General features: G+C 60.0%; 20 protein-coding genes and 1 tRNA gene. 7 read left to right on the top strand and 14 right to left on the bottom strand.

Annotation, left to right across the window (positions count from 1 at the left end; all coding sequences use genetic code 11):
- Positions 1-89 precede the first annotated feature (89 nt).
- Entirely contained in the window at positions 90-3,419 is a 3,330-nt protein-coding gene (carB, locus tag E0502_RS13445) for a carbamoyl-phosphate synthase large subunit (RefSeq protein ID WP_137678498.1), read from the top strand.
- 106 nt (positions 3,420-3,525) lie between these two features.
- Entirely contained in the window at positions 3,526-3,993 is a 468-nt protein-coding gene (gene greA / locus E0502_RS13440) for a transcription elongation factor GreA (protein WP_137678497.1), read from the top strand.
- Here greA and E0502_RS13435 read toward each other — a convergent pair.
- The 6 genes from E0502_RS13435 to E0502_RS13410 form a co-directional block, all read right to left on the bottom strand.
- A complete protein-coding gene (locus E0502_RS13435; RefSeq protein ID WP_137678496.1) occupies positions 3,986-4,462 on the bottom strand; it encodes a GNAT family N-acetyltransferase in 477 nt (158 codons plus the stop codon). The two genes, greA and E0502_RS13435, sit on opposite strands and share 8 nt — an antisense overlap.
- A gap of 15 nt (positions 4,463-4,477) precedes the next feature.
- Positions 4,478-4,711 (bottom strand): DUF4170 domain-containing protein, encoded by a 234-nt coding sequence (locus E0502_RS13430; protein ID WP_137678495.1) that lies wholly within the window; start codon positions 4,709-4,711, stop codon positions 4,478-4,480.
- Between the two features lie 104 nt (positions 4,712-4,815).
- Positions 4,816-5,307 carry a DUF883 domain-containing protein gene (locus tag E0502_RS13425; protein ID WP_137678494.1) on the bottom strand — a complete coding sequence of 164 codons (492 nt, stop codon included), beginning with the start codon at positions 5,305-5,307 and terminating at the stop codon, positions 4,816-4,818.
- A 36-nt stretch (positions 5,308-5,343) separates the two neighbouring features.
- A complete protein-coding gene (locus tag E0502_RS13420) occupies positions 5,344-5,715 on the bottom strand; it encodes a hypothetical protein (protein ID WP_137678493.1) in 372 nt (123 codons plus the stop codon).
- The gene (locus E0502_RS13415) at positions 5,712-6,128 is read right to left on the bottom strand and encodes a phage holin family protein (RefSeq protein ID WP_137678492.1); all 417 of its coding nucleotides are present in this window, start codon (positions 6,126-6,128) and stop codon (positions 5,712-5,714) included. Before E0502_RS13415 ends, E0502_RS13420 begins: the two co-directional genes overlap by 4 nt.
- 20 nt (positions 6,129-6,148) lie before the next feature.
- Complete coding sequence (locus E0502_RS13410) at positions 6,149-6,688, bottom strand: hypothetical protein (protein ID WP_137678491.1); 540 nt, start codon at positions 6,686-6,688, stop codon at positions 6,149-6,151.
- Between the two features lie 174 nt (positions 6,689-6,862).
- On the opposite strand from E0502_RS13410, the gene eno reads away from it, so the two are divergent.
- From eno to E0502_RS13395, 3 genes are all read left to right on the top strand, one after another.
- The gene (gene eno / locus E0502_RS13405) at positions 6,863-8,137 is read left to right on the top strand and encodes a phosphopyruvate hydratase (RefSeq protein WP_137678490.1); all 1,275 of its coding nucleotides are present in this window, start codon (positions 6,863-6,865) and stop codon (positions 8,135-8,137) included.
- Between the two features lie 73 nt (positions 8,138-8,210).
- Complete coding sequence (locus E0502_RS13400; RefSeq protein WP_137678489.1) at positions 8,211-9,266, top strand: phosphotransferase family protein; 1,056 nt, start codon at positions 8,211-8,213, stop codon at positions 9,264-9,266.
- Positions 9,266-10,348 carry an Rv3169 family protein gene (locus tag E0502_RS13395; RefSeq protein WP_137678488.1) on the top strand — a complete coding sequence of 361 codons (1,083 nt, stop codon included), beginning with the start codon at positions 9,266-9,268 and terminating at the stop codon, positions 10,346-10,348. Before E0502_RS13400 ends, E0502_RS13395 begins: the two co-directional genes overlap by 1 nt.
- On the opposite strand, the gene ribH is transcribed toward E0502_RS13395, so the two are convergent.
- From ribH to E0502_RS13355, 8 genes are all read right to left on the bottom strand, one after another.
- Positions 10,345-10,767, bottom strand: coding sequence for a 6,7-dimethyl-8-ribityllumazine synthase (gene ribH, locus E0502_RS13390; protein ID WP_137678487.1), 423 nt, complete (start codon positions 10,765-10,767; stop codon positions 10,345-10,347). The two genes, E0502_RS13395 and ribH, sit on opposite strands and share 4 nt — an antisense overlap.
- 59 nt (positions 10,768-10,826) lie before the next feature.
- Positions 10,827-10,902, bottom strand: a tRNA-Lys gene (locus E0502_RS13385).
- A 118-nt stretch (positions 10,903-11,020) separates the two neighbouring features.
- Positions 11,021-11,938 (bottom strand): hypothetical protein, encoded by a 918-nt coding sequence (locus E0502_RS13380; RefSeq protein WP_137678486.1) that lies wholly within the window; start codon positions 11,936-11,938, stop codon positions 11,021-11,023.
- 74 nt (positions 11,939-12,012) lie between these two features.
- Positions 12,013-13,080 (bottom strand): rod shape-determining protein RodA, encoded by a 1,068-nt coding sequence (gene rodA / locus E0502_RS13375; protein ID WP_137678818.1) that lies wholly within the window; start codon positions 13,078-13,080, stop codon positions 12,013-12,015.
- A gap of 41 nt (positions 13,081-13,121) precedes the next feature.
- On the bottom strand, positions 13,122-15,173 hold the full coding sequence (gene mrdA / locus E0502_RS13370) for a penicillin-binding protein 2 (protein WP_137678485.1): 2,052 nt from the start codon (positions 15,171-15,173) through the stop codon (positions 13,122-13,124).
- Positions 15,173-15,727 (bottom strand): rod shape-determining protein MreD, encoded by a 555-nt coding sequence (locus E0502_RS13365; protein WP_137678484.1) that lies wholly within the window; start codon positions 15,725-15,727, stop codon positions 15,173-15,175. The genes mrdA and E0502_RS13365 overlap by 1 nt, the downstream gene beginning before the upstream one ends.
- Positions 15,727-16,623 carry a rod shape-determining protein MreC gene (mreC, locus tag E0502_RS13360; protein ID WP_137678483.1) on the bottom strand — a complete coding sequence of 299 codons (897 nt, stop codon included), beginning with the start codon at positions 16,621-16,623 and terminating at the stop codon, positions 15,727-15,729. The genes E0502_RS13365 and mreC overlap by 1 nt, the downstream gene beginning before the upstream one ends.
- A 19-nt stretch (positions 16,624-16,642) precedes the next feature.
- Positions 16,643-17,686, bottom strand: a complete 1,044-nt coding sequence (locus tag E0502_RS13355; RefSeq protein WP_137678482.1) for a rod shape-determining protein — start codon at positions 17,684-17,686, stop codon at positions 16,643-16,645.
- A 191-nt stretch (positions 17,687-17,877) separates the two neighbouring features.
- Here E0502_RS13355 and mutL point away from each other — a divergent pair, with 191 nt between their 5' ends.
- Together mutL and E0502_RS13345 are read left to right on the top strand one after the other, a co-directional pair.
- Positions 17,878-19,671 (top strand): DNA mismatch repair endonuclease MutL, encoded by a 1,794-nt coding sequence (mutL, locus tag E0502_RS13350; protein ID WP_137678481.1) that lies wholly within the window; start codon positions 17,878-17,880, stop codon positions 19,669-19,671.
- Positions 19,671-20,153: a hypothetical protein gene (locus E0502_RS13345; protein WP_137678480.1), complete on the top strand. Its 483-nt coding sequence runs from the start codon at positions 19,671-19,673 to the stop codon at positions 20,151-20,153. The genes mutL and E0502_RS13345 overlap by 1 nt, the downstream gene beginning before the upstream one ends.
- The last annotated feature ends 3 nt before the right edge of the window (positions 20,154-20,156 follow it).

The raw sequence follows: 20,156 nt of genomic DNA, 5'->3' as shown, positions 1-20,156 counted from the left end.
ACAAGACAACTCACAATCCGACAGGCTCCTTCCGCGCAAGCGGAGGGGGCCTTTTGTCGTTCCCGTTCCCACAATCGGTAGCTGCCTAAATGCCCAAACGCACTGACATCTCCTCCATCCTCGTCATTGGCGCAGGCCCCATCATTATCGGCCAGGCGTGCGAGTTCGATTATTCCGGCACGCAGGCGATCAAGGCGCTGAAAGAGGAGGGCTACCGCGTGGTCCTCGTCAACTCCAATCCGGCGACGATCATGACCGATCCCGAGTTCGCCGATGCGACCTATATCGAACCGATCACGCCCGAAATTGTCGCCAAGATCATCGCGAAGGAACGCCCCGACGCGGTCCTGCCGACGATGGGCGGCCAGACCGCGCTCAACTGCGCGCTGGCGCTGTTCAACGATGGCACGCTGGACAAATACGGCGTGCAGATGATCGGCGCCAATGCCGATGCGATCGACAAGGCGGAGAACCGCCAGCGGTTCCGCGACGCGATGGACAAGATCGGCCTCGAAAGCGCGCGCAGCGGCGTCGCCACCACGGTGGAAGAAGCGCACAAGGTGCTGGAACGGACCGGCCTGCCGTCGATCATCCGCCCCAGCTTCACCCTGGGCGGCACGGGCGGGGGCATCGCCTACAACAAGTCCGAGTTCGACAAGATCGTGCGCGACGGGCTCGACGCATCGCCCACCAATGAAGTGCTGATCGAGGAATCACTGCTCGGGTGGAAAGAATACGAGATGGAGGTGGTGCGCGACCGCAAGGACAATTGCATCATCATCTGTGCGATCGAGAACGTGGATCCGATGGGTGTGCACACCGGGGACAGCATCACTGTCGCCCCGGCGCTGACGCTGACCGACAAGGAATACCAGATCATGCGCACCGCCAGCATCGAAGTGCTGCGCGAAATTGGCGTGGAAACAGGCGGTTCGAACGTACAGTTTGCAGTCAATCCCGCCGATGGCCGCCTGATCGTGATCGAAATGAACCCGCGCGTCTCGCGCTCCTCTGCGCTAGCATCGAAGGCGACCGGCTTCCCCATCGCGCGCGTCGCGGCAAAGCTGGCGGTCGGTTACACTCTGGACGAGATCACCAACGAAATCACCGGCGCAACCCCGGCCAGTTTCGAGCCGACCATCGATTACGTCGTCACCAAAATCCCGCGTTTCGCGTTCGAGAAATTCAAGGGCACCAAGATCGAACTGGCCACCGCGATGAAATCGGTCGGCGAAGTCATGGCGATCGGGCGCAATTTTCAGGAATCGATGCAGAAGGCGCTGCGCGGGCTGGAAACGGATCTCGACGGATTCAACCGCGTGGTCGAGCTGGAAGGGGTCAATCGTGACGTCCTGACTGCAGCGCTGAGCAAACGCACGCCGGACCGCCTTCTCAACGTCGCGCAGGCGTTTCGCGAAGGCATGACGGTGGAGCAGATCAATGCGCTCACCGGCTATGATGCGTGGTTCCTGCGGCAAATCGAAGAGATTATCGCAGCAGAGCGGACGGTCAGCGAGAATGGCCTGCCCAACACGGCAGCCGAGATGCGCCAGCTGAAAGCAATGGGCTTTTCCGACAAACGTCTCGCCACGCTGGCTGTGCGTTCGGTCGGGGTTGCCGGGGGGATGGGCGAGACGCAGGCGCGCCGCTCCGGCCTGCTTCATGATGCCTTGCGCGCCATGGCCGGGGCGACATCGGAGGATGAAGTCCGCGCATTGCGGCACAAGCTCGGCGTCTACCCGGTGTTCAAGCGGATCGACAGCTGCGCCGCAGAATTCGAAGCAATCACGCCTTACATGTATTCGACCTACGAGGCCCCCAGCTTCGGTGAACCGGAATGCGAAGCCAATCCGTCCGATCGCCGCAAAGTCGTGATCCTGGGCGGCGGGCCGAACCGGATCGGGCAGGGGATCGAATTCGATTATTGCTGTGTCCACGCTTGTTTTGCGCTGGAAGAAGCCGGGTTCGAGACCATCATGGTCAACTGCAACCCCGAAACCGTATCGACCGACTACGACACATCGGACCGGCTCTATTTCGAGCCGCTCACGGCAGAAGATGTGCTGGAAATCCTCCGCGTGGAGCAGCAGAATGGCGAGCTGGTGGGCGTTATCGTCCAGTTCGGCGGACAGACCCCGCTGAAGCTGGCGCAAGCACTGGAGGATGCGGGTATTCCGATCCTCGGCACGTCGCCCGATGCGATCGATCTGGCCGAAGACCGCGAACGGTTCGCCAAGCTGGTCAACAAGCTGGACCTCAAGCAGCCGGAGAACGGCATCGCCTACAGCCGCGATGAAGCTGCGGCAGTGGCGCAGCGGATCGGCTATCCGGTGCTGCTGCGTCCCTCCTATGTGCTGGGCGGCAGAGCGATGGAAATCGTCGACAGTGAAGCGCAGCTTGATGACTACATCAAGACGGCGGTGAATGTTTCGGGCGAAAGCCCGGTTCTGGTCGACCGGTATTTGCGCGATGCAATCGAATGCGATGTCGACGTGGTGTGTGACGGGACCGAAGTCCGGATTGCCGGCGTGATGCAGCATATCGAGGAAGCCGGAGTCCATTCGGGCGACAGCGCCTGCACCATCCCGCCTTACTCGCTGCCGCAAGACATCGTCGACGAGATGGAACGCCAGGGCGAGGCATTGGCCCGTGCGCTCAATGTCGTGGGCCTGATGAATGTCCAATTCGCGGTGAAAGATGGCGAAGTGTATCTGATCGAGGTGAACCCGCGGGCGAGCCGCACGGTGCCGTTCGTCGCCAAGGCCATCGGACAGCCAATCGCCAAGATCGCGGCCCGCGTGATGGCCGGAGAAGCGCTGGCGGACTTCCCGCCGTTCAAGCGCGATCTCGACTATATGGCGGTGAAGGAAGCTGTCTTCCCGTGGAGCCGCTTCCCCGGCGCCGACCCGGTGCTGACACCGGAAATGCGCTCGACCGGAGAAGTGATGGGGATCGACCGGGATTTCCCTGCTGCGTTCATGAAATCGCAGCTGGGCGCAGGTGTCCGGCTGCCGCGCACCGGCACCGCATTTGTGTCCGTGAAGGAAAGCGACAAGGAACCGATTGTCGCTGCGGTGAGAACGCTGGTCGAAATGGGTTTCCGGATCATCGCAACCGGCGGCACTCAACGTTATCTTGCAGAGCAGGGCTTGCCGGTCGAGCGGGTCAATAAAGTGGCCGAAGGACAGCCGCACATCGTCGATCAGATGATCGACGGTGATGTCGACCTGGTGTTCAACACGACCGAAGGCTGGCAATCGCTGGTGGATTCCAAATCGATCCGTGCAACGGCGCTCGAAATGAAGATTCCGTACTACACAACGGCCGCTGCATCGAAGGCTGCGGCAGAGGCAATTCGGACGGTAGAGCCAAGCCAGCTTGAAGTGCGCGCTATGCAAGACTATTATAGCGACAACTGAATTAGCCTTTCCCCGACATTCGGACCCCTAGTTTGGTCGCCTCCTCGGAAGCGGCAGGGTCTCGAATTGTTACCGGGCGGGCCGTAATAGAAAGACGGACAGGGTTATGGAAAAGGTGCCGATGCTGGCTGAGGGCTATGAAAAGCTCACGGCGGATCTCAAGGCTTTGCGGGCGGAACGTCCCAAAATCGTTGATTCTATCGAAGAAGCGCGGGCGCATGGCGACCTGTCGGAGAACGCGGAGTACCACGCGGCGAAAGAACGCCAGGGTCAGGTTGAAGCGATGATCGGCGACATCGAAGACCGCGTCAGTCGCGCGCAGATTATCGATCCCGCGATGCTTACGGGCGACAGGGTCGTCTTCGGAGCGACGGTCACCTTGCTCGATGAAGACGACAAGCCGATCCAGTACCAGATCGTCGGGCAGACGGAAGCGGACGCCAAAAAGGGACGGATTTCGTATAATTCACCGATCGCCAAAGCGCTGATCGGCAAGAAGGTCGATGACGAAGTTGAAGTGACCGTTCCCTCTGGCGAAAAATTCTACCTGATCCAGAAGATCGAATTCATCTAAGCGATTTCGCCATCGCGTAATTGTGGATCGGTACGCCGTCCAACTCGAAATCACGCCGCTGGACCAAACGGTAGCCGGCACGCTCGAAGGTTGGGCGAGCCAGCTCGCTTGCCTCGGTATAGAGCTGCGCCAGGTCGTGCTGCCGTGCATAGTGCTCTGCCGTTTTGAGCAACAACGAAGCTAGCCCGCGCTTGGTATGATCCGGGTGGCAATACAGATGGTCGAGATGCCCGTCCGCTTGCAGCAGCGTGTAAGCCGCAGCATTGTCCGCCATATCCGCAGCAACGAAGATTTTGTCACCGGACGCGGCGCGCGCGCGAAAATTGTCGGCGCCGGGGTGACTCGCGGCCCACGCCGCCACTTGCTCAGGTAAATAGGCCTGCGGTCCGATCGTCTGGATCGCCGCTTTGATGATTGTGGCAAGCCGCTCGGCGTCGCTCTCGCGGTAAGGGCAGATGGAATATTCCATAGCCCCCAAGCTTGATCAGTTTTCCGGAGTCAACAATTCGTGCACCGGCACGATGACATATTTCATCTCGGCATCGTCGACTGTGCGTTGCGCGTTGCCGCGCCAGGCCTCAACAGCATCGTCATAAACGCTGAAGACGCCGACGACATGGATGCCCTCGGGGTCCTGGAACTTGAAGGATCGCGGGTCGGCGACACGACCGCCCATCACGAGGAACAGTTCCTGGTCGGGCTTGGCTTCATCTGACATGGGTTTGGCGCCTTGGTGCTCGGAGAAAAGGATGGGGCGCACATAGCGAAAACGGCGCAGCGGGCAAGCCCGTGCGCCGTTGACGTGGTCAATTCATGTACCGATCAGCGTCCGATCTTGGACCGTGCTCCGCGTAGGGACCGGCCTGCCTGCCGAGCAGCCTTTCGGCCGAGAACGCGAATGTTATCCGCGGTATCGCCTGCGACATGGGTGGCGTTCCTGCGAGCGCTGCGCGCGCTGTGTGCAACGTCCTCGCTGAAGTCTTCCAGTTTCTCGCCGCCGGCCTTGGCAGCCTGTCCCGCCGCATCGAACATTCCGCTGGCATACGCGAGGCCGAGTTCGGTCGCATAAGTGGCGAAAGCGCTCGCGCGTTCGCCAGCCAGGCGTCCGGCGCGCCGACCTGGCCTGGTCATCGCACCGATTGCCAGTCCCACGGCAGCAACACCCGCCACTGTTGCAATCGGATGCTCCTTTACGAAGTCCGTTGCCTTCTTGCTTGCGTCGCGGGCCATATCTTCGATCGAACGTTCCGCATTGCGGCGTTCGCCAGCTTCGATTTTCGCGCGCAGTTCGTCTCTCTTTGCTTCGTCAGTCACCGTCGGTCTCCTTATCTGTTCGCGGAATTGCTCTCGTCACGCGTCGGGCTCGTCCAATTCCGGATCGTAATCCTCTGTATCTTCGTATTCCCACTCGCCGCTTTGCTCATCATCAGCCGCCGGATCATCGTCCATATCGGGCAAGAGGCTAAGCAGCGGATTGCGGGCAAACCACAAAACAACCGCAGCAATCAGCGCAGCCAGCACACCGCGATTATCATCGGCCTTCTCGACCGCCTCTTCGTAAAGGTCCGTAGCGCCTTCGCTCATCCGTGTGGCAAAACGCGATGCGAGGCCTGCTGCGTTCATATCCATGCGGAGATGACTGACATCTGCCTTGACCAGTTCGAGCGCGGCATCGCGCAAAGCTCGGTCCTGCACCAATTGCCGGTCGAGTGCCTTGCTCACGCGTCATCGCCTTCAAAGGCCTTGCCGATGCGGCCAATTCTGGACCGCGCCATAAGGCCGAGTATGACGACCAGCGCCAAGACCACGCCCACCACGATCAGCGTGGCAAAAAGCGGACCAACCACCGGAATGAGGGTCAGAATCGCACCGACTGTCAAACCGATCAACGCCATATGCAGGAAGAACACAGCAAGCAGACCGTATCCCAGACCTGCCTTGCCATGCTGCGCTACGAACCGAGCGCGGGTCTTCTGATAGGCAAGCTCTGCCTCGGCATAGGTCTTGCCATCCTCGTACAGCGCTTCGAGATCTTCGGCCAGCGAACGCGGTTCTGGAATCGCTTCCTCACCGGTCAACCCGCTACCCCGTTCATCCGCATCATCGCGGCTGGCTGCTTCATCCCCCTCAAGCATATCCCGCGAACCGCGACCAATCAGTCGCGGCTGCCGCGGAACATGCGAGCGAGCATGAATCCGGCGACGGCGGCAATGCCTACTGCAAGGCCGGGGCTCTTGCGGACCATTTCGCGTGCGTCTTCGCCGATTTCGTCGACGCTCTTGTTGTCGAGCTTGGCAGCGTTTTCCTGCAAGCTGCGCGAAGCCTGGCGGGCGTAGTCGCCGTATTTCGCGCCAAAGCGCTCATCGATACTGGCAGCGTTTTCCGCGACAACTTTGCCAAGTGAAGCCAATGCATCGCTGGCCTTCGCCTTGCCTTCAACAGCAAGTTCGCCAGCCTTCGTTTTGGCATCAGCCGTCCAATCTTCCGACTTTCCTTTTGCCTGATCGCGATAAGCCACCGCGCGGCCCGCTGCTTCGTCTTTAAGCGCAGCAGCGCCGGCTTTCGCTTCTTCCAGTGCAGCGTTGAAGCGGGTCTTCGCTTCAGCTGTGCCGTTCGTGGCAGTTGCGCTGGCCTTGGTGCTCTTCGCGGCCGGCTTCTTGGCGGGTTTTTTCTTTGTCGTGCTTACGTCGTCCATGGCGTTATCCTTTTCCTCCGAATTTCGACGGGCTGGAAGGCATGAAAACCTATTCCGTTCCGTTTATTGTGCAACGCAACTTGCGCGGGTTTGTTCCGACGCATAAAGCGCGCGCTATGTCCGATATGGGACTGTATTACTACATTACAACACTCTGACCGACCGGAGCAAGCCATGACGCAGATCATCGACATTCACGGACGCGAAATTCTCGATAGCCGGGGCAATCCGACGGTCGAGGTCGATGTCTTACTGGATGATGGCAGTTTTGGCCGCGCCGCCGTTCCGTCAGGCGCTTCGACCGGCGCTCACGAAGCGGTCGAGCTGCGCGATGGCGACAAGAGCCGATACCTCGGCAAAGGCGTGACCAAAGCGGTCGACGCAGTCAATGGCGAGATTGCCGACTTGCTGCTTGGCCTCGATGCAGAAGACCAGCGCGATGTCGACCTGGCGATGATTGCGCTGGACGGGACAGATAACAAGGCCCGCCTCGGCGCTAATGCCATTCTCGGCACCAGCATGGCGGTGGCAAAGGCCGCCGCCAATGCCCGCGGTCTGCCGCTGTACTCCTATATTGGCGGTGTTTCAGCGCATGTCCTGCCAGTCCCGATGATGAACATCATCAACGGCGGCGAACATGCCGACAATCCGATCGATATCCAGGAATTCATGATCATGCCGATCGGCGCGGACAGCCTGACCGAGGCGGTGCGCTGGGGCGCCGAAGTGTTCCACACTCTGAAGAAAGGTCTGTCGGACAAAGGCCTGGCGACCGCTGTTGGCGACGAGGGCGGTTTTGCACCGAATCTCGCCAGCACGCGCGATGCGCTCGACTTCATCATGTCATCGATCGAGCAGGCAGGCTTCAAGCCGGGCGAGGAAATCGCTCTGGCGCTCGACTGCGCGTCGACGGAATTCTTCGCCGATGGCCGGTACGATATGGCGGGCGAGGGTACTTCACTCAGCCCGACCGAAATGGCCGAATACCTCGCGAAACTATGCGACGATTATCCGATCCGCTCGATCGAAGACGGGATGGGTGAAGACGATTTCGAAGGCTGGAAAGCGTTGACCGACATGGTTGGCCACAAGGTCCAGCTTGTCGGCGATGACCTGTTCGTGACCAATCCCGTGCGCCTTTCGATGGGTATCGAAAAGGGGCTGGCCAATTCGCTGTTGGTCAAGGTCAATCAGATCGGCACGCTGACCGAAACCCTTCAGGCCGTCGATATTGCTCACCGCGCGGGTTACACATCGGTCATGTCGCATCGTTCGGGTGAGACCGAAGACGCAACGATCGCCGATCTCGCTGTCGCGACCAATTGTGGGCAGATCAAGACCGGCTCGCTTGCCCGGTCCGACCGGCTTGCAAAATACAACCAGTTGATCCGGATCGAGGAAGAACTGGGCGATGGCGCGCATTATGCCGGGGCCTCCTGCTTCGGCTAAATCGCCGCAAGGAGCCATTGCCAGCCCCCGATCTGCCAACTAGCCTCGACCGAGACAATCGGGAGAGAAGGCCGTGGGTGAATTTCCGACGCACCCTGACGGGATAAAGCCGAACTGGTTGAGCGAGACGCTGGGCCTTCGCGTGAAGTCCGTCGAGTGGGAACCAATCGGAACGGGTCAGGTCGGCGACAGCGCAAGGCTTCACATCACCTATCATGGGGCCGAAGGGCCCGCCACGCTGGCTGGAAAATTCCCGGCAGCCGACGAGACAAGCCGCAGCACTGCGGCCATGTTCGGTCTCTACAAGAAGGAGGTCGAGTTCTACCGGCAGGCCGCGACGCACCTTTCCATCCGGGTGCCGGAGGTGCTCCGGGCGGAGATGAATGAGGACGGCAGCGATTTTCTACTGCTGTTTGAAGACCTCGGCCCTGCGCAGGGCGGCAATCAGATTGCCGGCTGCACGTTGAAGCAAGCGGAAGCAGCAATCCGCCAAGCCGCCGCGCTTCACGCGCCGAGCTGGAATAATGCCAGCCTGCTCGAAGCCGATTGGATCCAGCCCCCTCCCGACCTCGGCGAGAAGGTTGGCGCAATGTATCCCCAAGCCCAAGCCATCTGGCGCGAACGATATGCCGGCACGCTGGAGCCGGAATTCATGGCGCTGTGCGAAGAACTGGCCAAGCTGAGAGGACAATACTTCCGCCGCGATGAGGCACCGCAGTGCATGGTCCATGGTGACTTTCGGCTCGACAACATGCTGTTCGATATCAAGGCTGGCACAGAGCCAATTGCCGTGCTGGATTGGCAGACCGTTACAATCGGCAAAGCAATGACCGATATCGGCTATTTTCTCGGATGCGGTATCGGTCAAATTCTTCGGCAACAGCATGAGGGTGAATTGCTCGCGCTCTATCGCTCTGAAATGGCCGCTCGGGAAATAGAACTGACCCATGATGATATCTGGGACGATTACCGCCTGGGTGCGCTGCACGGGCTTTCAACCGCCGTGTTCAGCGCAGCCTTTGTCGAACGGACCGAACGGGGGGATGCGAACTTCCTCTCGATGGCGCGCGGGGCCTGCAGCCTTGCACTTGAGCATGGCAGCCTCAACGCATTGAAGGAGAGAGCATGATGGCGATTAGCAGGGGTGACGATTATCCGCTCCACCAGACACCGGAGCCGGTTGCCTTCGCGGGTACGGATAGAAATTTCTACGATCGCTATTTCTTCAACGGCTACGGCCCTGACGGAGAGGATTTTTTCGCTGTCGCATTCGGTGTCTATCCGCACCTCGATGTTGCGGATGCCCATTTCTGCGTAGTCCGCGACGGGACCCAGCATTGCGTTCACGCCAGTCGAAAACTCGGCATGGAGAGGATGGACCTTTCTTGCGGTCCGATACGCATCGAAGTGGTCGAAGCGCTGCACAAGCTGCGTGTCGTGGTCGAAGGCGAGGGGCTTGCGGCAGACCTGACCTTCACCGGACGGGCGTTCCCGATCGAGGAGCCGCGTTTCACGTGGCGTCTCGGTCCGCGCACGGTGATGGACTACACCCGCATGACCCAGAACGGGCATTACCAGGGCTGGATCGAGATCGACGGGCAGCGCCGGGATGTCGTTGCGGGGACTTCGGGAACGCGCGATCGTAGCTGGGGTGTCCGCCCGGTCGGAGCAGCCGATCCGCAATTATCAGGTGGCTCGGCCGTGCCGCAATTCTTTTGGCAATGGACCCCGGTAAATTTGCCTGATCGCAGCCTGTTCTTCCACCTCAACGCTCATGCTGATGGCACTGCCTGGAACACACGCGCTGTGATTGCACCTGATGGAAACGGTCCGGAAGCCTTCACTGATGTGCACGATGCAGCCATGGTTGCGCCGCTGGAGGCTGGCACGCGTTGGCCGGGCGGCGGGGCAGTTCTGACTATCGGCGACGAGCAATTCGCATTCGAGCCGATCGGGCGCTTCCAGATGCGCGGGCTTGGCTACACTTCACCCAGATGGAACCATGGACTCGACCACGGCACGCTCGAAGTGGAGCGCGAGGACATCGAACTGAATTCGGTCGACCCGCTGAGGCCTGATAACCTCCATGTGCAGATGGTCTGCCGCGTCACCGGACCGGATGGTCAACAAGGGATCGGCGTGTTCGAGCAACTCGCCATCGGCGAGTACACACCGCTCAACCTTTCAGGTCTGAGCGATCCCGCACCCTAGCCGGAATAACGCGACTGCAAATCGAGCAGGGCGACCGCAGCCTGAGCCGCTTCACCGCCCTTGTTCTTCTGTTTGGGGTCAGCACGAACGATTGCCTGCTCCTCATTCTCGACCGTCAGGATACCGTTCCCGATCGCAATACCATCCATCGTCAGCGCCAGGATACCGCGCGCGCTCTCACCGGCCACGATCTCGAAATGGTAGGTCTCGCCGCGAATCACGACTCCTATCGCAACGAACCCGTCGAATCTGCCGCTCTCCACAACCGTGGCAATCGCACCGGGTATCTCCAGCGCACCCGGCACAGTGAGAACCTCGACCTCGTGCCCCGCAGCTTCAAGCGCGCTGCGCGCTCCGGCGATCAGCATATCGTTGAGGTGGTCGTAGAACCGGGCTTCGACAATCAGAAAACGCGCCATCAATCACTCCGCAAATCAATTGCGGCGCGGTTAGCGGGTATTGCAGGAATGGGGAAGGGTGGTGGACGCACTTGGGCTCGAACCAAGGACCCGCTGATTAAGAGTCAGCTGCTCTACCAACTGAGCTATGCGTCCGCACTGGAAAACAGCGCACCCGAATCGCGAGGCGTTCGGAAGGCGCTGCATATAGCGACCCTTCTCGTCATGAGAAGGGTCTATTTGCCCGTTACGACCGTCAGGGCATTTCGCGCCTTCAGATATTTTCGCACAGCATCTCGGCAGGGCCGCCGGAGCGGTAGTATGTCGACCCGTAGGAGCCGCCGCCCTGATGCTTCTGTTCAAACCGGGCCTGAGCCGAATAGCAAGTTCCGTCGGACCCTTTCAGACCGAGTGAGGCATATTGATACCGCAGGAGGATGATCCCCGTAATCTCATTGCGTTCGACCGACCAACCGCTCGAAATCAAATTAACTTTCAGCACCTTGGCCTTCTCTGTATTCAAGAAGCTGTTTTCAAAGGCCCGGGCGAATTGTTGCCCCAGCGCTGCGTCGGATCGTATCGCCGGTTCCAACCGGTTCCGCGCTATTCGGGCTTGTGTCACATCGGCAGCTTGGCTCTCGACCGCCGCGAAATCGCCAAGCTTGGCAAAAGCGCTGTCCGAAGCAGCGGTCGCGGCTGCGATTTCCGGTGTGTCTCCGTAGACTTTCCGCAGAAGAGCCAGCTTCTCCCGGGCTGCAACAAATGACATGTACCGCATAAAGATCGGGCCGGAGCGGCCATATTCCTTTGCCCGGTCCAGATCAGCGGCGGCTAGATCTCTCTGATAGCCTTCCGCAAAACGGTTCGCGCTTGCTTTCAGGCTAACCAGTCTGCGCTCCGAGGGGTCGTTCGCCTTTGCTATCAAGTCTTGCGTAATCTCCGCCTGCATTTCGGAGCGGAATGCCTCAAGGTCTGCCCGGGCCTGATCCATGTTCGGGGTGCCGGAACTCAGCAGTCGCCCGTAATTCGGGCTGTATTTCACGACCCGGTCAATCGCTGCGATGATTTCGTTAATTTCCTCCCTCGGAACCTCCGCACGTGCCGTGCCGGCCAATGTGTCCGGAGCAACAACAGGGGAAATCCATATGATACAGGCGACAACGAGACCCGTTGATCCGATTAGATAGCGCACTTGCTTCTCCCTAGCCCCCATTGCCCGGACAATGGGGCCGAGCGCAGTTCGGGACAGCATTCAGGGAAAGCTCATCAGCCTACAATGCCACGTTTCTGGCGGTTCCAGCGGTTCACCATCATCAACGTGCCGATACAGATCATGTTGGTCATCATCGACGATCCGCCATGGCTCATGAACGGCAGCGGGATGCCGACAACCGGCGCGAGCCCCATCACCATCATCAGATTGATGGCGACATAGAAGAAGATTGTCGCGACCATGCCGGCCGCCAGCAGCCGCGAGAAGCGGTCATTGGAGGCAGATGCCACTCGTAGCCCCCAGCCAAGGATCATGCCGAAAACAACCAGCACGAAGAGCCCGCCCAACAGGCCCCATTCCTCCGCCATGGTGGCGAAGACAAAATCGGTATGCGGTTCTGGCAGGTAATTGAGATGGCTTTGCGACCCTTCGTTGAAGCCCTTGCCATTGATCCCGCCAGAACCGATCGCGATCTTCGATTGGGTTATATGATAGCCGGAACCGAGCGGATCGCTTTCCGGATCAAGAAAGGTCGTAACCCGGCGTTGCTGGTATTCCTTCAGGCCAAAAAAGAACGCCAGCGGGACGGCAACTGCCGCAGCCGCACCGCCCGCGACGAACCAGCGCATCGGCAAGCCGGCCAGAAACATGACCACGACCCCGCCGAAGGCAATCGCAAGCGAAGTACCCAAATCCGGCTGGAGCAGGACCAAACCCATGGGAAGCAGCAACAAGCCGCCCGCAGGCACGATTGCTCGCCACGAGTTGATCATGCCCGCCGGAAGCGACTGGTAGAAATGCGCCAACGCCAGCACGATGGCCGGCTTCATCAATTCCGAAGGCTGGATCCGAATGAAGCCAAGCTCGAGCCAGCGCTGGCTGCCGCCGCCCATAGCGCCAATCGCTTCGACGGCGATCAGCAAGATGAGTACAAGCCCGTAAACCGGATAGGCCATGAACTGTACGACGGGCCGCCCGAACGGGACCATCGCGAATGCCATTAACAGAAACACGCCGAAGCGCATCAGGTGCGAGGCCGCGAATGGCTGCATATTGCCGCCCGCTGCGGAGAAGAGCACTGCGGCGCCGAACCCGACGAGCAGAAACAGCGGGATCAACATCTGCCACGGCTGCCGTGCGATGGGAGCTGGGACGAGCGAGTTCACGGCTGTTGATCAACCGGAGAGGAATCAACGTTTTGCGACCGGTTTTCTGCGGCATCGCTCGCTTCGGTTGCGGGCGCTTCGGCTTCCGCGCGGGCTTCCGCATCGACCCGGTCGAATATCTCGGACTCGCGTTTCGGCACAGGCGGCACTTCTTCTCCTGCGGCCGCCGCATAGGCAAGATACTTTCGGTCGAGACGTTCCCGCGCGTTTCCGCCCCATTGCTCTTCCAACGCTTTGAGTGCGTCGAGACCTTTCTGCGCATCGAACAAAAATGTCGTGACGTCGCGCGCGACGGGGTACGCTGCGCCGGAGCCACCGCCATGCTCGATAACCACTGCGCCAGCGTATTTCGGCTTGTCGAACGGGGCGAAGAAGATGAACAAACCGTGGTCGCGATACTTCCACGGACCGGTGCGTCCGTCCGATTTGGACAGCGAGACAACCTGCGCGGTTCCGGTCTTGCCGGCGATCTTAATATCATCGAACGGCAATCGCCCGCGTCCGGCGGTTCCCGGCCCGTTGACCACATCGCTCATGGCCTGGCGAATGTATGCCTTCTGCTCGGTGGGAAAATCAAACTTCCGGAAATCGGGCTTCTGGGGTCTGGCAAGCAACCGCGGCATGACTTGCTGACCGGTCGCGATTCGGGCTGACATCACCGCAAGCTGCAACGGGTTGGCCAGCATATATCCTTGGCCGATGGTTGCGTTGACAGTATCGAAGGCGGCCCAGTCACGACCGTATTTCTGCAGCTTCCATGCCGGATCCGGGACCGTGCCATAGAATTGGCTGATCACGGGAAGCGGGAATTCCTGTCCCATACCGCAGCGCCGGGCCATGGCTGCAATCGGGTCCATGCCAACGCGCTGTGCCATCGAATAGAAATAGACATCGCAGCTCTGGTAAATGCCCTTGGCCATATTCACCGCGCCATGACCGCGGCGATTCCAGCACCCGAAGACCCGATTGCCGACGCGCAAGCCGCCACCGCAAAAAACGGTTTCTTCCGGATCGATCCCCTGTTCGAGGAAAGCCATCGAAACCATCGGTTTCACAGTAGAGCCCGGTGGGTAGAGACCTTTCAGAACCTTGTTGCGCAGCGGCACGCGCTCGTCATCGCGCAGCATCGCGTATTCCACGCGGCCAATCCCGTCTGAGAAGCTGTTAGGATCGAAACTCGGCATCGAGGCCATGCACAGCACATCACCGGTCTCGCAATCCATCACGACAACCGAACCGGATTCGAGCCCGATACGGCGGGCGGCATAATCCTGGAGCGGGCCATCGATGGTCAATTTGACCGCTTCGCCCTGAATATCCTCGCGCGTATCCAGATCGCGGACAATCCGTCCAGACGCGGTTACCTCGACCCGGCGGGCACCCGGTACACCGCGCAGACGCTGCTCGAACTGCTTCTCCAGCCCGTCTTTGCCGATCTTGTAACCGGGTGTGACGAGAAGCGGATTGCGGTCGAGTTCGTATTCTTCGGCCGAGGCAGGACCGACATAGCCAATCAAGTGCCCGACAGTCGGGCCCGTCGGGTAAAACCGCGAAAATCCCCGCTGCGGAATGACGCCGGGCATTTCCGGCACCCGCAAGCTGATCGCCGCAAATTCCTCGAAATCGAGACCGGTCGCCACTTCCAGTGGCTGGAACCCGCGCGTCGATGCAACCTTGTCTTTGAGGTCCTGCACTTTCGCCGCGTCGAGCGTCAGAATGCTCCCCAGCTGATCAATCGTCCTGTCCGGATTGGCCATCCGCTCGGGAATGATGTCGACCCGGAAATCGGCCCGATTCGAAGCGAGCGGAGCGCCATTGCGGTCGAGAATCCAACCGCGACGAGGCGGGATCAGCGAAAGATTGACTCGATTGCTCTCGGATTCAGTCTCGTACTTCTCGTTCTCCGCGATCGCGATATAAGCCATGCGCGCCGCCAGAAGAGTGCCGACGCCGGCCCCGACGGCGCCGACGACAAAGCTGCGGCGCGCAAAACGGTTCTGCAAGATCGAAAGATTGACCGGAGGCGCGGGCTTCTTGCGGCGGGCCATCAGCGCACCGTTCTGAAGCGAGTAAGGCGCAGCCTGTCCAGGCGGGCGACCATACGCGCGAGCACAGGTAACAGGATGATTGAAATCAGGATTTGCGGCAAAAGAGCCAGAAGCACCGGCCAATCCAGATCAGTTCCTGAAAGGATTGCCGTCGCAAATATGTAGACCGCTAGAAACCCGGTCAAAGTCAGCCAATCCTGCAGGAAATTGCGCCATGGAAAGCGCGCTTCTATGATCTCGATCGCTATCATCGCCACGGACCATAGCAAAATAGCGGACCCGAATGGCTGACCGCTGAACAGGTCATCGAACAAGCCGAGCGGGAAGCCGATCCAGACCGGAAATATGCCTGGTCGCACGAAACACCACGACATCAGGACCATGAAGCCAAGCGGAGGGATGTATGGCAACGCACCGCTAATGAAGAAGACCGGGACCAACGATGCGAGCATGGTCGAAATGATCGGTACCAGAAACACCAGAGTCGTCGACGGAGTCCGATTGATCCGGCTTCCGTAAGCATCTCGGCGTGAGTTCCGGTCGACCCGTTCCATTAGTTGGAAATGCTTTGTTCGACCGGTTGCGCGGCGCTGTCGACCGCTTCGGGCTGCCAAATTGGCTCGACCGATACGTAACCCGTGGCGGCAGGATCGCTAATCGGGCGCGCAAGGGCGCCATCACTGGTAACCTTACTGACAATGGCGACGGCAATTCCAGGATGGTAATAGCCCCCGGCACCGCTTGTCACGAGGACATCCCCCTCTCGCAGCGGATTGATGCCAAGGTTGATCAGCCGGATCTGGATTCGTCCGTCTCCGCGGCCTTCGGCGAAAGCCGTTGCCTCCCGGTCGGCGCTCGCCAGACGAACAGGCAGCACACTCTGACTGTCGGTCAACAGCAGGATCCTTGAGGTGGACGAGCCGACTTCCAGTACCCTGCCGACGACACCGCGCGGGCTGCGAACCGGCATGCCGACCGTGATCCCTTTCGATCGGCCAGCGCCGATATAACCGAACCTGCGTGTGCTGGAAGCCGTTGAACCGATGAGGCGCGTAACGGCCACCGGCTCGACTTCGCTGTCTGACAGACAGAGCAATGCCTTGAGCCGCGCATTCTCGGCCTTCACGTCCTCAGCTTCTGCGAGGCGGATGCGCGCAAGTTCCACTTCTCTCTTGAGATCTGCGTTCTGTTGTCCGGCCCGAAAATATCCGCCGATACTCTCGAAAAAACCCTGACCAGCAATCCGCCCTTCGGCCGATGCTTCACCGACAGGCCCGACAACATCGCTCGCGACCGTGCGTGTCCCGCTCATCGTGTCAGGATTGTACAGCGAAAGGCCAAGCAAAACGGCACCGGTAACGGCGCCAATCGTGGCCAGCACGTAACCTGTGAAAACGGAATACTGGACCCGGCGAGAATTGCTCGAGCGCCGGGATGATGTCGGCGCCATGTTCAGCCTCCCTCCCGGATCAAGCGGTCATCAAGACGCCGCGATAGATCGGGTCTTCCATCGCCCGACCAGTCCCCACGGCAACACAAGTCAGCGGATCTTCTGCGATCGTAACGGGCAGGCCGGTCTCGTCGCGCAAATGAACATCAAGGCCGCGAATGAGCGCGCCGCCACCGGTCAGGACAATGCCTTGATCGACGATATCAGCGGCCAGTTCCGGTGCAGTATTCTCCAGAGCGATGCGGACACCTTCGACGATGGCGCCAATCGGTTCTGCCAGGGCTTCTGCAATATGTGCCTGATTTATCGTAATTTCTTTTGGCACACCATTCACCAGATCACGCCCTTTGAGCGTGATGGTTTCACCGACACCGTCTTCGGGTATCGTGGCAATGCCAAAATCCTTCTTGATCCGCTCAGCAGTCGACTCGCCGATCAGCAGGTTGTGGTGTCGTCGGACGTAGGAGACGATCGCTTCGTCCATCTTGTCACCGCCTGTCCGTACCGATGTCGTGTAAGCCAGGCCGCGCAGCGACAAGACGGCGACTTCGGTCGTGCCGCCGCCGATGTCGACGACCATGCTGCCGACCGGTTCGGTTACCGGCATATCCGCACCGATAGCAGCCGCCATCGGCTCGAGGATCAGATAAACCGCCTTGGCTCCGGCATTGCTGGCTGCGTCGCGGATCGCGCGGCGTTCGACCGAGGTTGAGCCAGAAGGAACGCAAATGGTGATTTCCGGAAAGCTGAACAGCGTGTTGCGGCCGTTCACCTTGCGGATGAAATACTCGATCATCTTTTCCGCGATTTCGATATCGGCGATAACGCCGTCGCGCAGCGGCCGGATGGCTTCGATGTTGTCGGGCGTCTTTCCCATCATCATCTTGGCTTCGTCGCCGACCGCCTTGACCCGCTTGAAACCATCGATGGTTTCCATCGCGACGACCGACGGTTCGTTGAGGACAATTCCTTCGCCGGGAACATAGACCAGCGTGTTCGCGGTCCCGAGGTCAATTGCGAGATTCTTTGAGCCAAATTTGAACAGGTTCGAGAAGAAGGACATCCGTCAGCGATTCCGTATGTTTTGCGAGCCTTACCGCACGAATCTGCGATAGATACGACCCAGTTTTGTCAGAGGTGTCGCTCCCTTACTCAAAGGCGCGGAAAAACGCCAAAAATTTATCACCGGATTTGCGGAAAATTTGCACGACCGGCCTCGAATCCATTGCGCTTCGTCGCTAGTCTGTTTTTTCCATGCCGATCATCCGCCGCCTTCCTGAAAATCTTGTCAACCGGATTGCTGCCGGTGAAGTGGTCGAACGTCCTGCGGCCGCGTTGAAGGAATTGATTGAGAATGCAATCGATGCAGGCGCCAAACGGATCTCGGTATCGCTGGTCGATGGTGGGCTGACCCGGCTTGAAGTGACCGACGACGGATGCGGCATGTCTTCAGGGGAGATGGCGCTTGCGCTCGAACGGCACGCGACCTCCAAATTGCCCGACGATGCGATCGAGCAGGTTTCGACGCTGGGATTTCGCGGGGAGGCACTTCCGTCGATTGCCAGCGTTTCCCGCTTTACAGTGGAAAGCCGGGTGCGCGGCGAGGAGCAGGGTTGGCGCAAGGTGGTCGACCATGGATCGCTTGAAATCGATGAGCCGGCTGCATTGCCGCCGGGCACCAGAGTGCGTGTCGAAGAGGTGTTTGCCAAGATACCTGCCCGGCGCAAATTCCTGCGCACACCGCGCAGCGAATATGGTGCATCGCTGGATGTGGTTCGCCGTCTGGCCATGGCGCGCCCCGATATTGCATTCACGCTGGAACACGCTGGCCGACGGGCGCTGAATGTTCAGCCGGATCAATCAGTCGAGACCAGGGTCGCAGCAATCGTCGCGCGCGAACTGGCGGATAACGCAGTATCGATCGACTTCGAGCGCGGCGCCATGCACCTGACTGGCGTCGCCGGCTTGCCGACCTACAACCGCGGGGTCGCCGATCACCAGTATCTGTTCGTCAATGGACGGCCGGTAAAAGACCGCCTGCTGACCGGCGCGGTGCGCGGCGCCTATGCCGATATGCTCGCGCGGGACCGGCACGCCGTGCTGGCGCTGTTTCTCGAATTGCCCGCTGAAGATGTCGACGTGAATGTGCACCCGGCGAAGACCGAAGTCCGTTTTCGCGAAGCGGCGGCGGTGCGCGGATTTATTGTCTCGGGCTTGCGCCAAGCGCTGTCGACCGGCGACCGGCGCAGTGTACAGGGCCCGGATGCCGGGGCAATGGGACGCTGGCAAACAGAACCAATGCGCGAAGAGCCAGCTCCAGCGCTGCGCTCGATCTTTGACGGGGGAGACTGGTCAGCCACGCAGCAGCGCGTGTCGGACACCGCCACCGCCTATCGCTCCGATACCGGGGAAGTGTTGGCCGAGCCACAGGGCAGGGCGGAAATCGCGGAAGAACCGGTCGCCAGATATCCGCTTGGTGTGGCGCGTGGACAGATCGCCAGGACCTATGTTGTTGCTGAAGCCGAGGACGGACTCGTCATCGTCGACCAACATGCCGCGCATGAACGACTTGTGCTCGAACGACTGCGCGCAGCAGGGGCGGAAGACGCGATCAAACGGAGCCAGGCGCTGCTAATGCCCGAGGTTGTGGAGATGGACGAGGGCGATTGCGACCGGCTTGAAGACGCGATACCCAAGCTGGCCGAGCTGGGCCTGGTGATCGAGCGGTTTGGGGCAGACGCGATGCTCGTCCGCGCCGTCCCGCATTCGCTGGGCAAGTCCAACGCTCACGCTCTGCTGCGAGATTTGGCCGATGATATCGCCAAGCATGGTGAGACAATCCTCCTCGGAGAGAAGCTCGACCTTGTTCTCGCCACCATGGCCTGCCACGGATCGGTCCGGGCAGGGCGCACGCTAAACGTCGCAGAAATGAACGCGCTACTGCGCGAGATGGAAAGAACCCCGCGTTCCGGTCAATGCAATCACGGACGCCCGACCTGGGTGAAGCTGTCGATGGACGACGTCGAAAAGCTGTTCGGGAGGCACTGATGCGGGCATTGATTCCGATCCCTTTGGTCTTTGGCGTGATCGCCTGTTCTGCCGAGAACGAACGGGACGTGCCTGTCGATGTGGACCGGATGAACGAGCTTGCTCTGGGTCCAGCAGTCGCCATTGAATTGCAGGAAATCTCGCGCGCGGATGTCGAAGCCGCGGGGATGCTTGGCGCAGGCTGCAGCTTCATGCGCGATGAAGGCGGCCCGATGCTGCTGATCGGCAATCGGAACGAGGCAATCTTCAAGCAGGGCGACAAGTTCGTGCGCGCCGCGTCCGATGTGGGCTCGGAAGATCTGCAGTTCGGTGCCCATGCCCACTACGATGGATTGGAGAACGCAGTGCGAATTTCCATCGACCGCGAGAGCGAAAAAGTCATCGCACCGGAATTGGTTCATTACGACGGCGCGATCAGCATCAGCGACGAGCGCGACCGAACAATCTACACTGCGACCGGCGTGCTGGAGTGCGGCGCTTGACCG

It is taken from the genome of Parerythrobacter lutipelagi, assembly GCF_005434975.1.
Taxonomy (GTDB): Bacteria; Pseudomonadota; Alphaproteobacteria; order Sphingomonadales; family Sphingomonadaceae; genus Parerythrobacter_A; species Parerythrobacter_A lutipelagi.
The sequence above is the reverse complement of the archived record's forward strand: the minus strand, read 5'-3'. Positions and strand labels throughout refer to the sequence as shown.

What these genes read in the sequence shown, in the direction of transcription:
- carB (WP_137678498.1), top strand. Translation starts at nt 90, where the DNA reads ATGCCCAAACGCACTGACATCTCCTCCATCCTCGTCATTGGCGCAGGC.
- greA (WP_137678497.1), top strand. Translation starts at nt 3,526, where the DNA reads ATGGAAAAGGTGCCGATGCTGGCTGAGGGCTATGAAAAGCTCACGGCG.
- E0502_RS13435 (WP_137678496.1), bottom strand. Translation starts at nt 4,462, where the DNA reads ATGGAATATTCCATCTGCCCTTACCGCGAGAGCGACGCCGAGCGGCTT.
- E0502_RS13430 (WP_137678495.1), bottom strand. Translation starts at nt 4,711, where the DNA reads ATGTCAGATGAAGCCAAGCCCGACCAGGAACTGTTCCTCGTGATGGGC.
- E0502_RS13415 (WP_137678492.1), bottom strand. Translation starts at nt 6,128, where the DNA reads ATGCTTGAGGGGGATGAAGCAGCCAGCCGCGATGATGCGGATGAACGG.
- E0502_RS13410 (WP_137678491.1), bottom strand. Translation starts at nt 6,688, where the DNA reads ATGGACGACGTAAGCACGACAAAGAAAAAACCCGCCAAGAAGCCGGCC.
- eno (WP_137678490.1), top strand. Translation starts at nt 6,863, where the DNA reads ATGACGCAGATCATCGACATTCACGGACGCGAAATTCTCGATAGCCGG.
- E0502_RS13395 (WP_137678488.1), top strand. Translation starts at nt 9,266, where the DNA reads ATGGCGATTAGCAGGGGTGACGATTATCCGCTCCACCAGACACCGGAG.
- ribH (WP_137678487.1), bottom strand. Translation starts at nt 10,767, where the DNA reads ATGGCGCGTTTTCTGATTGTCGAAGCCCGGTTCTACGACCACCTCAAC.
- rodA (WP_137678818.1), bottom strand. Translation starts at nt 13,080, where the DNA reads ATGTTGATCCCGCTGTTTCTGCTCGTCGGGTTCGGCGCCGCAGTGCTC.
- mrdA (WP_137678485.1), bottom strand. Translation starts at nt 15,173, where the DNA reads ATGGCCCGCCGCAAGAAGCCCGCGCCTCCGGTCAATCTTTCGATCTTG.
- E0502_RS13365 (WP_137678484.1), bottom strand. Translation starts at nt 15,727, where the DNA reads ATGGAACGGGTCGACCGGAACTCACGCCGAGATGCTTACGGAAGCCGG.
- mreC (WP_137678483.1), bottom strand. Translation starts at nt 16,623, where the DNA reads ATGGCGCCGACATCATCCCGGCGCTCGAGCAATTCTCGCCGGGTCCAG.
- E0502_RS13355 (WP_137678482.1), bottom strand. Translation starts at nt 17,686, where the DNA reads ATGTCCTTCTTCTCGAACCTGTTCAAATTTGGCTCAAAGAATCTCGCA.
- mutL (WP_137678481.1), top strand. Translation starts at nt 17,878, where the DNA reads ATGCCGATCATCCGCCGCCTTCCTGAAAATCTTGTCAACCGGATTGCT.
- E0502_RS13345 (WP_137678480.1), top strand. Translation starts at nt 19,671, where the DNA reads ATGCGGGCATTGATTCCGATCCCTTTGGTCTTTGGCGTGATCGCCTGT.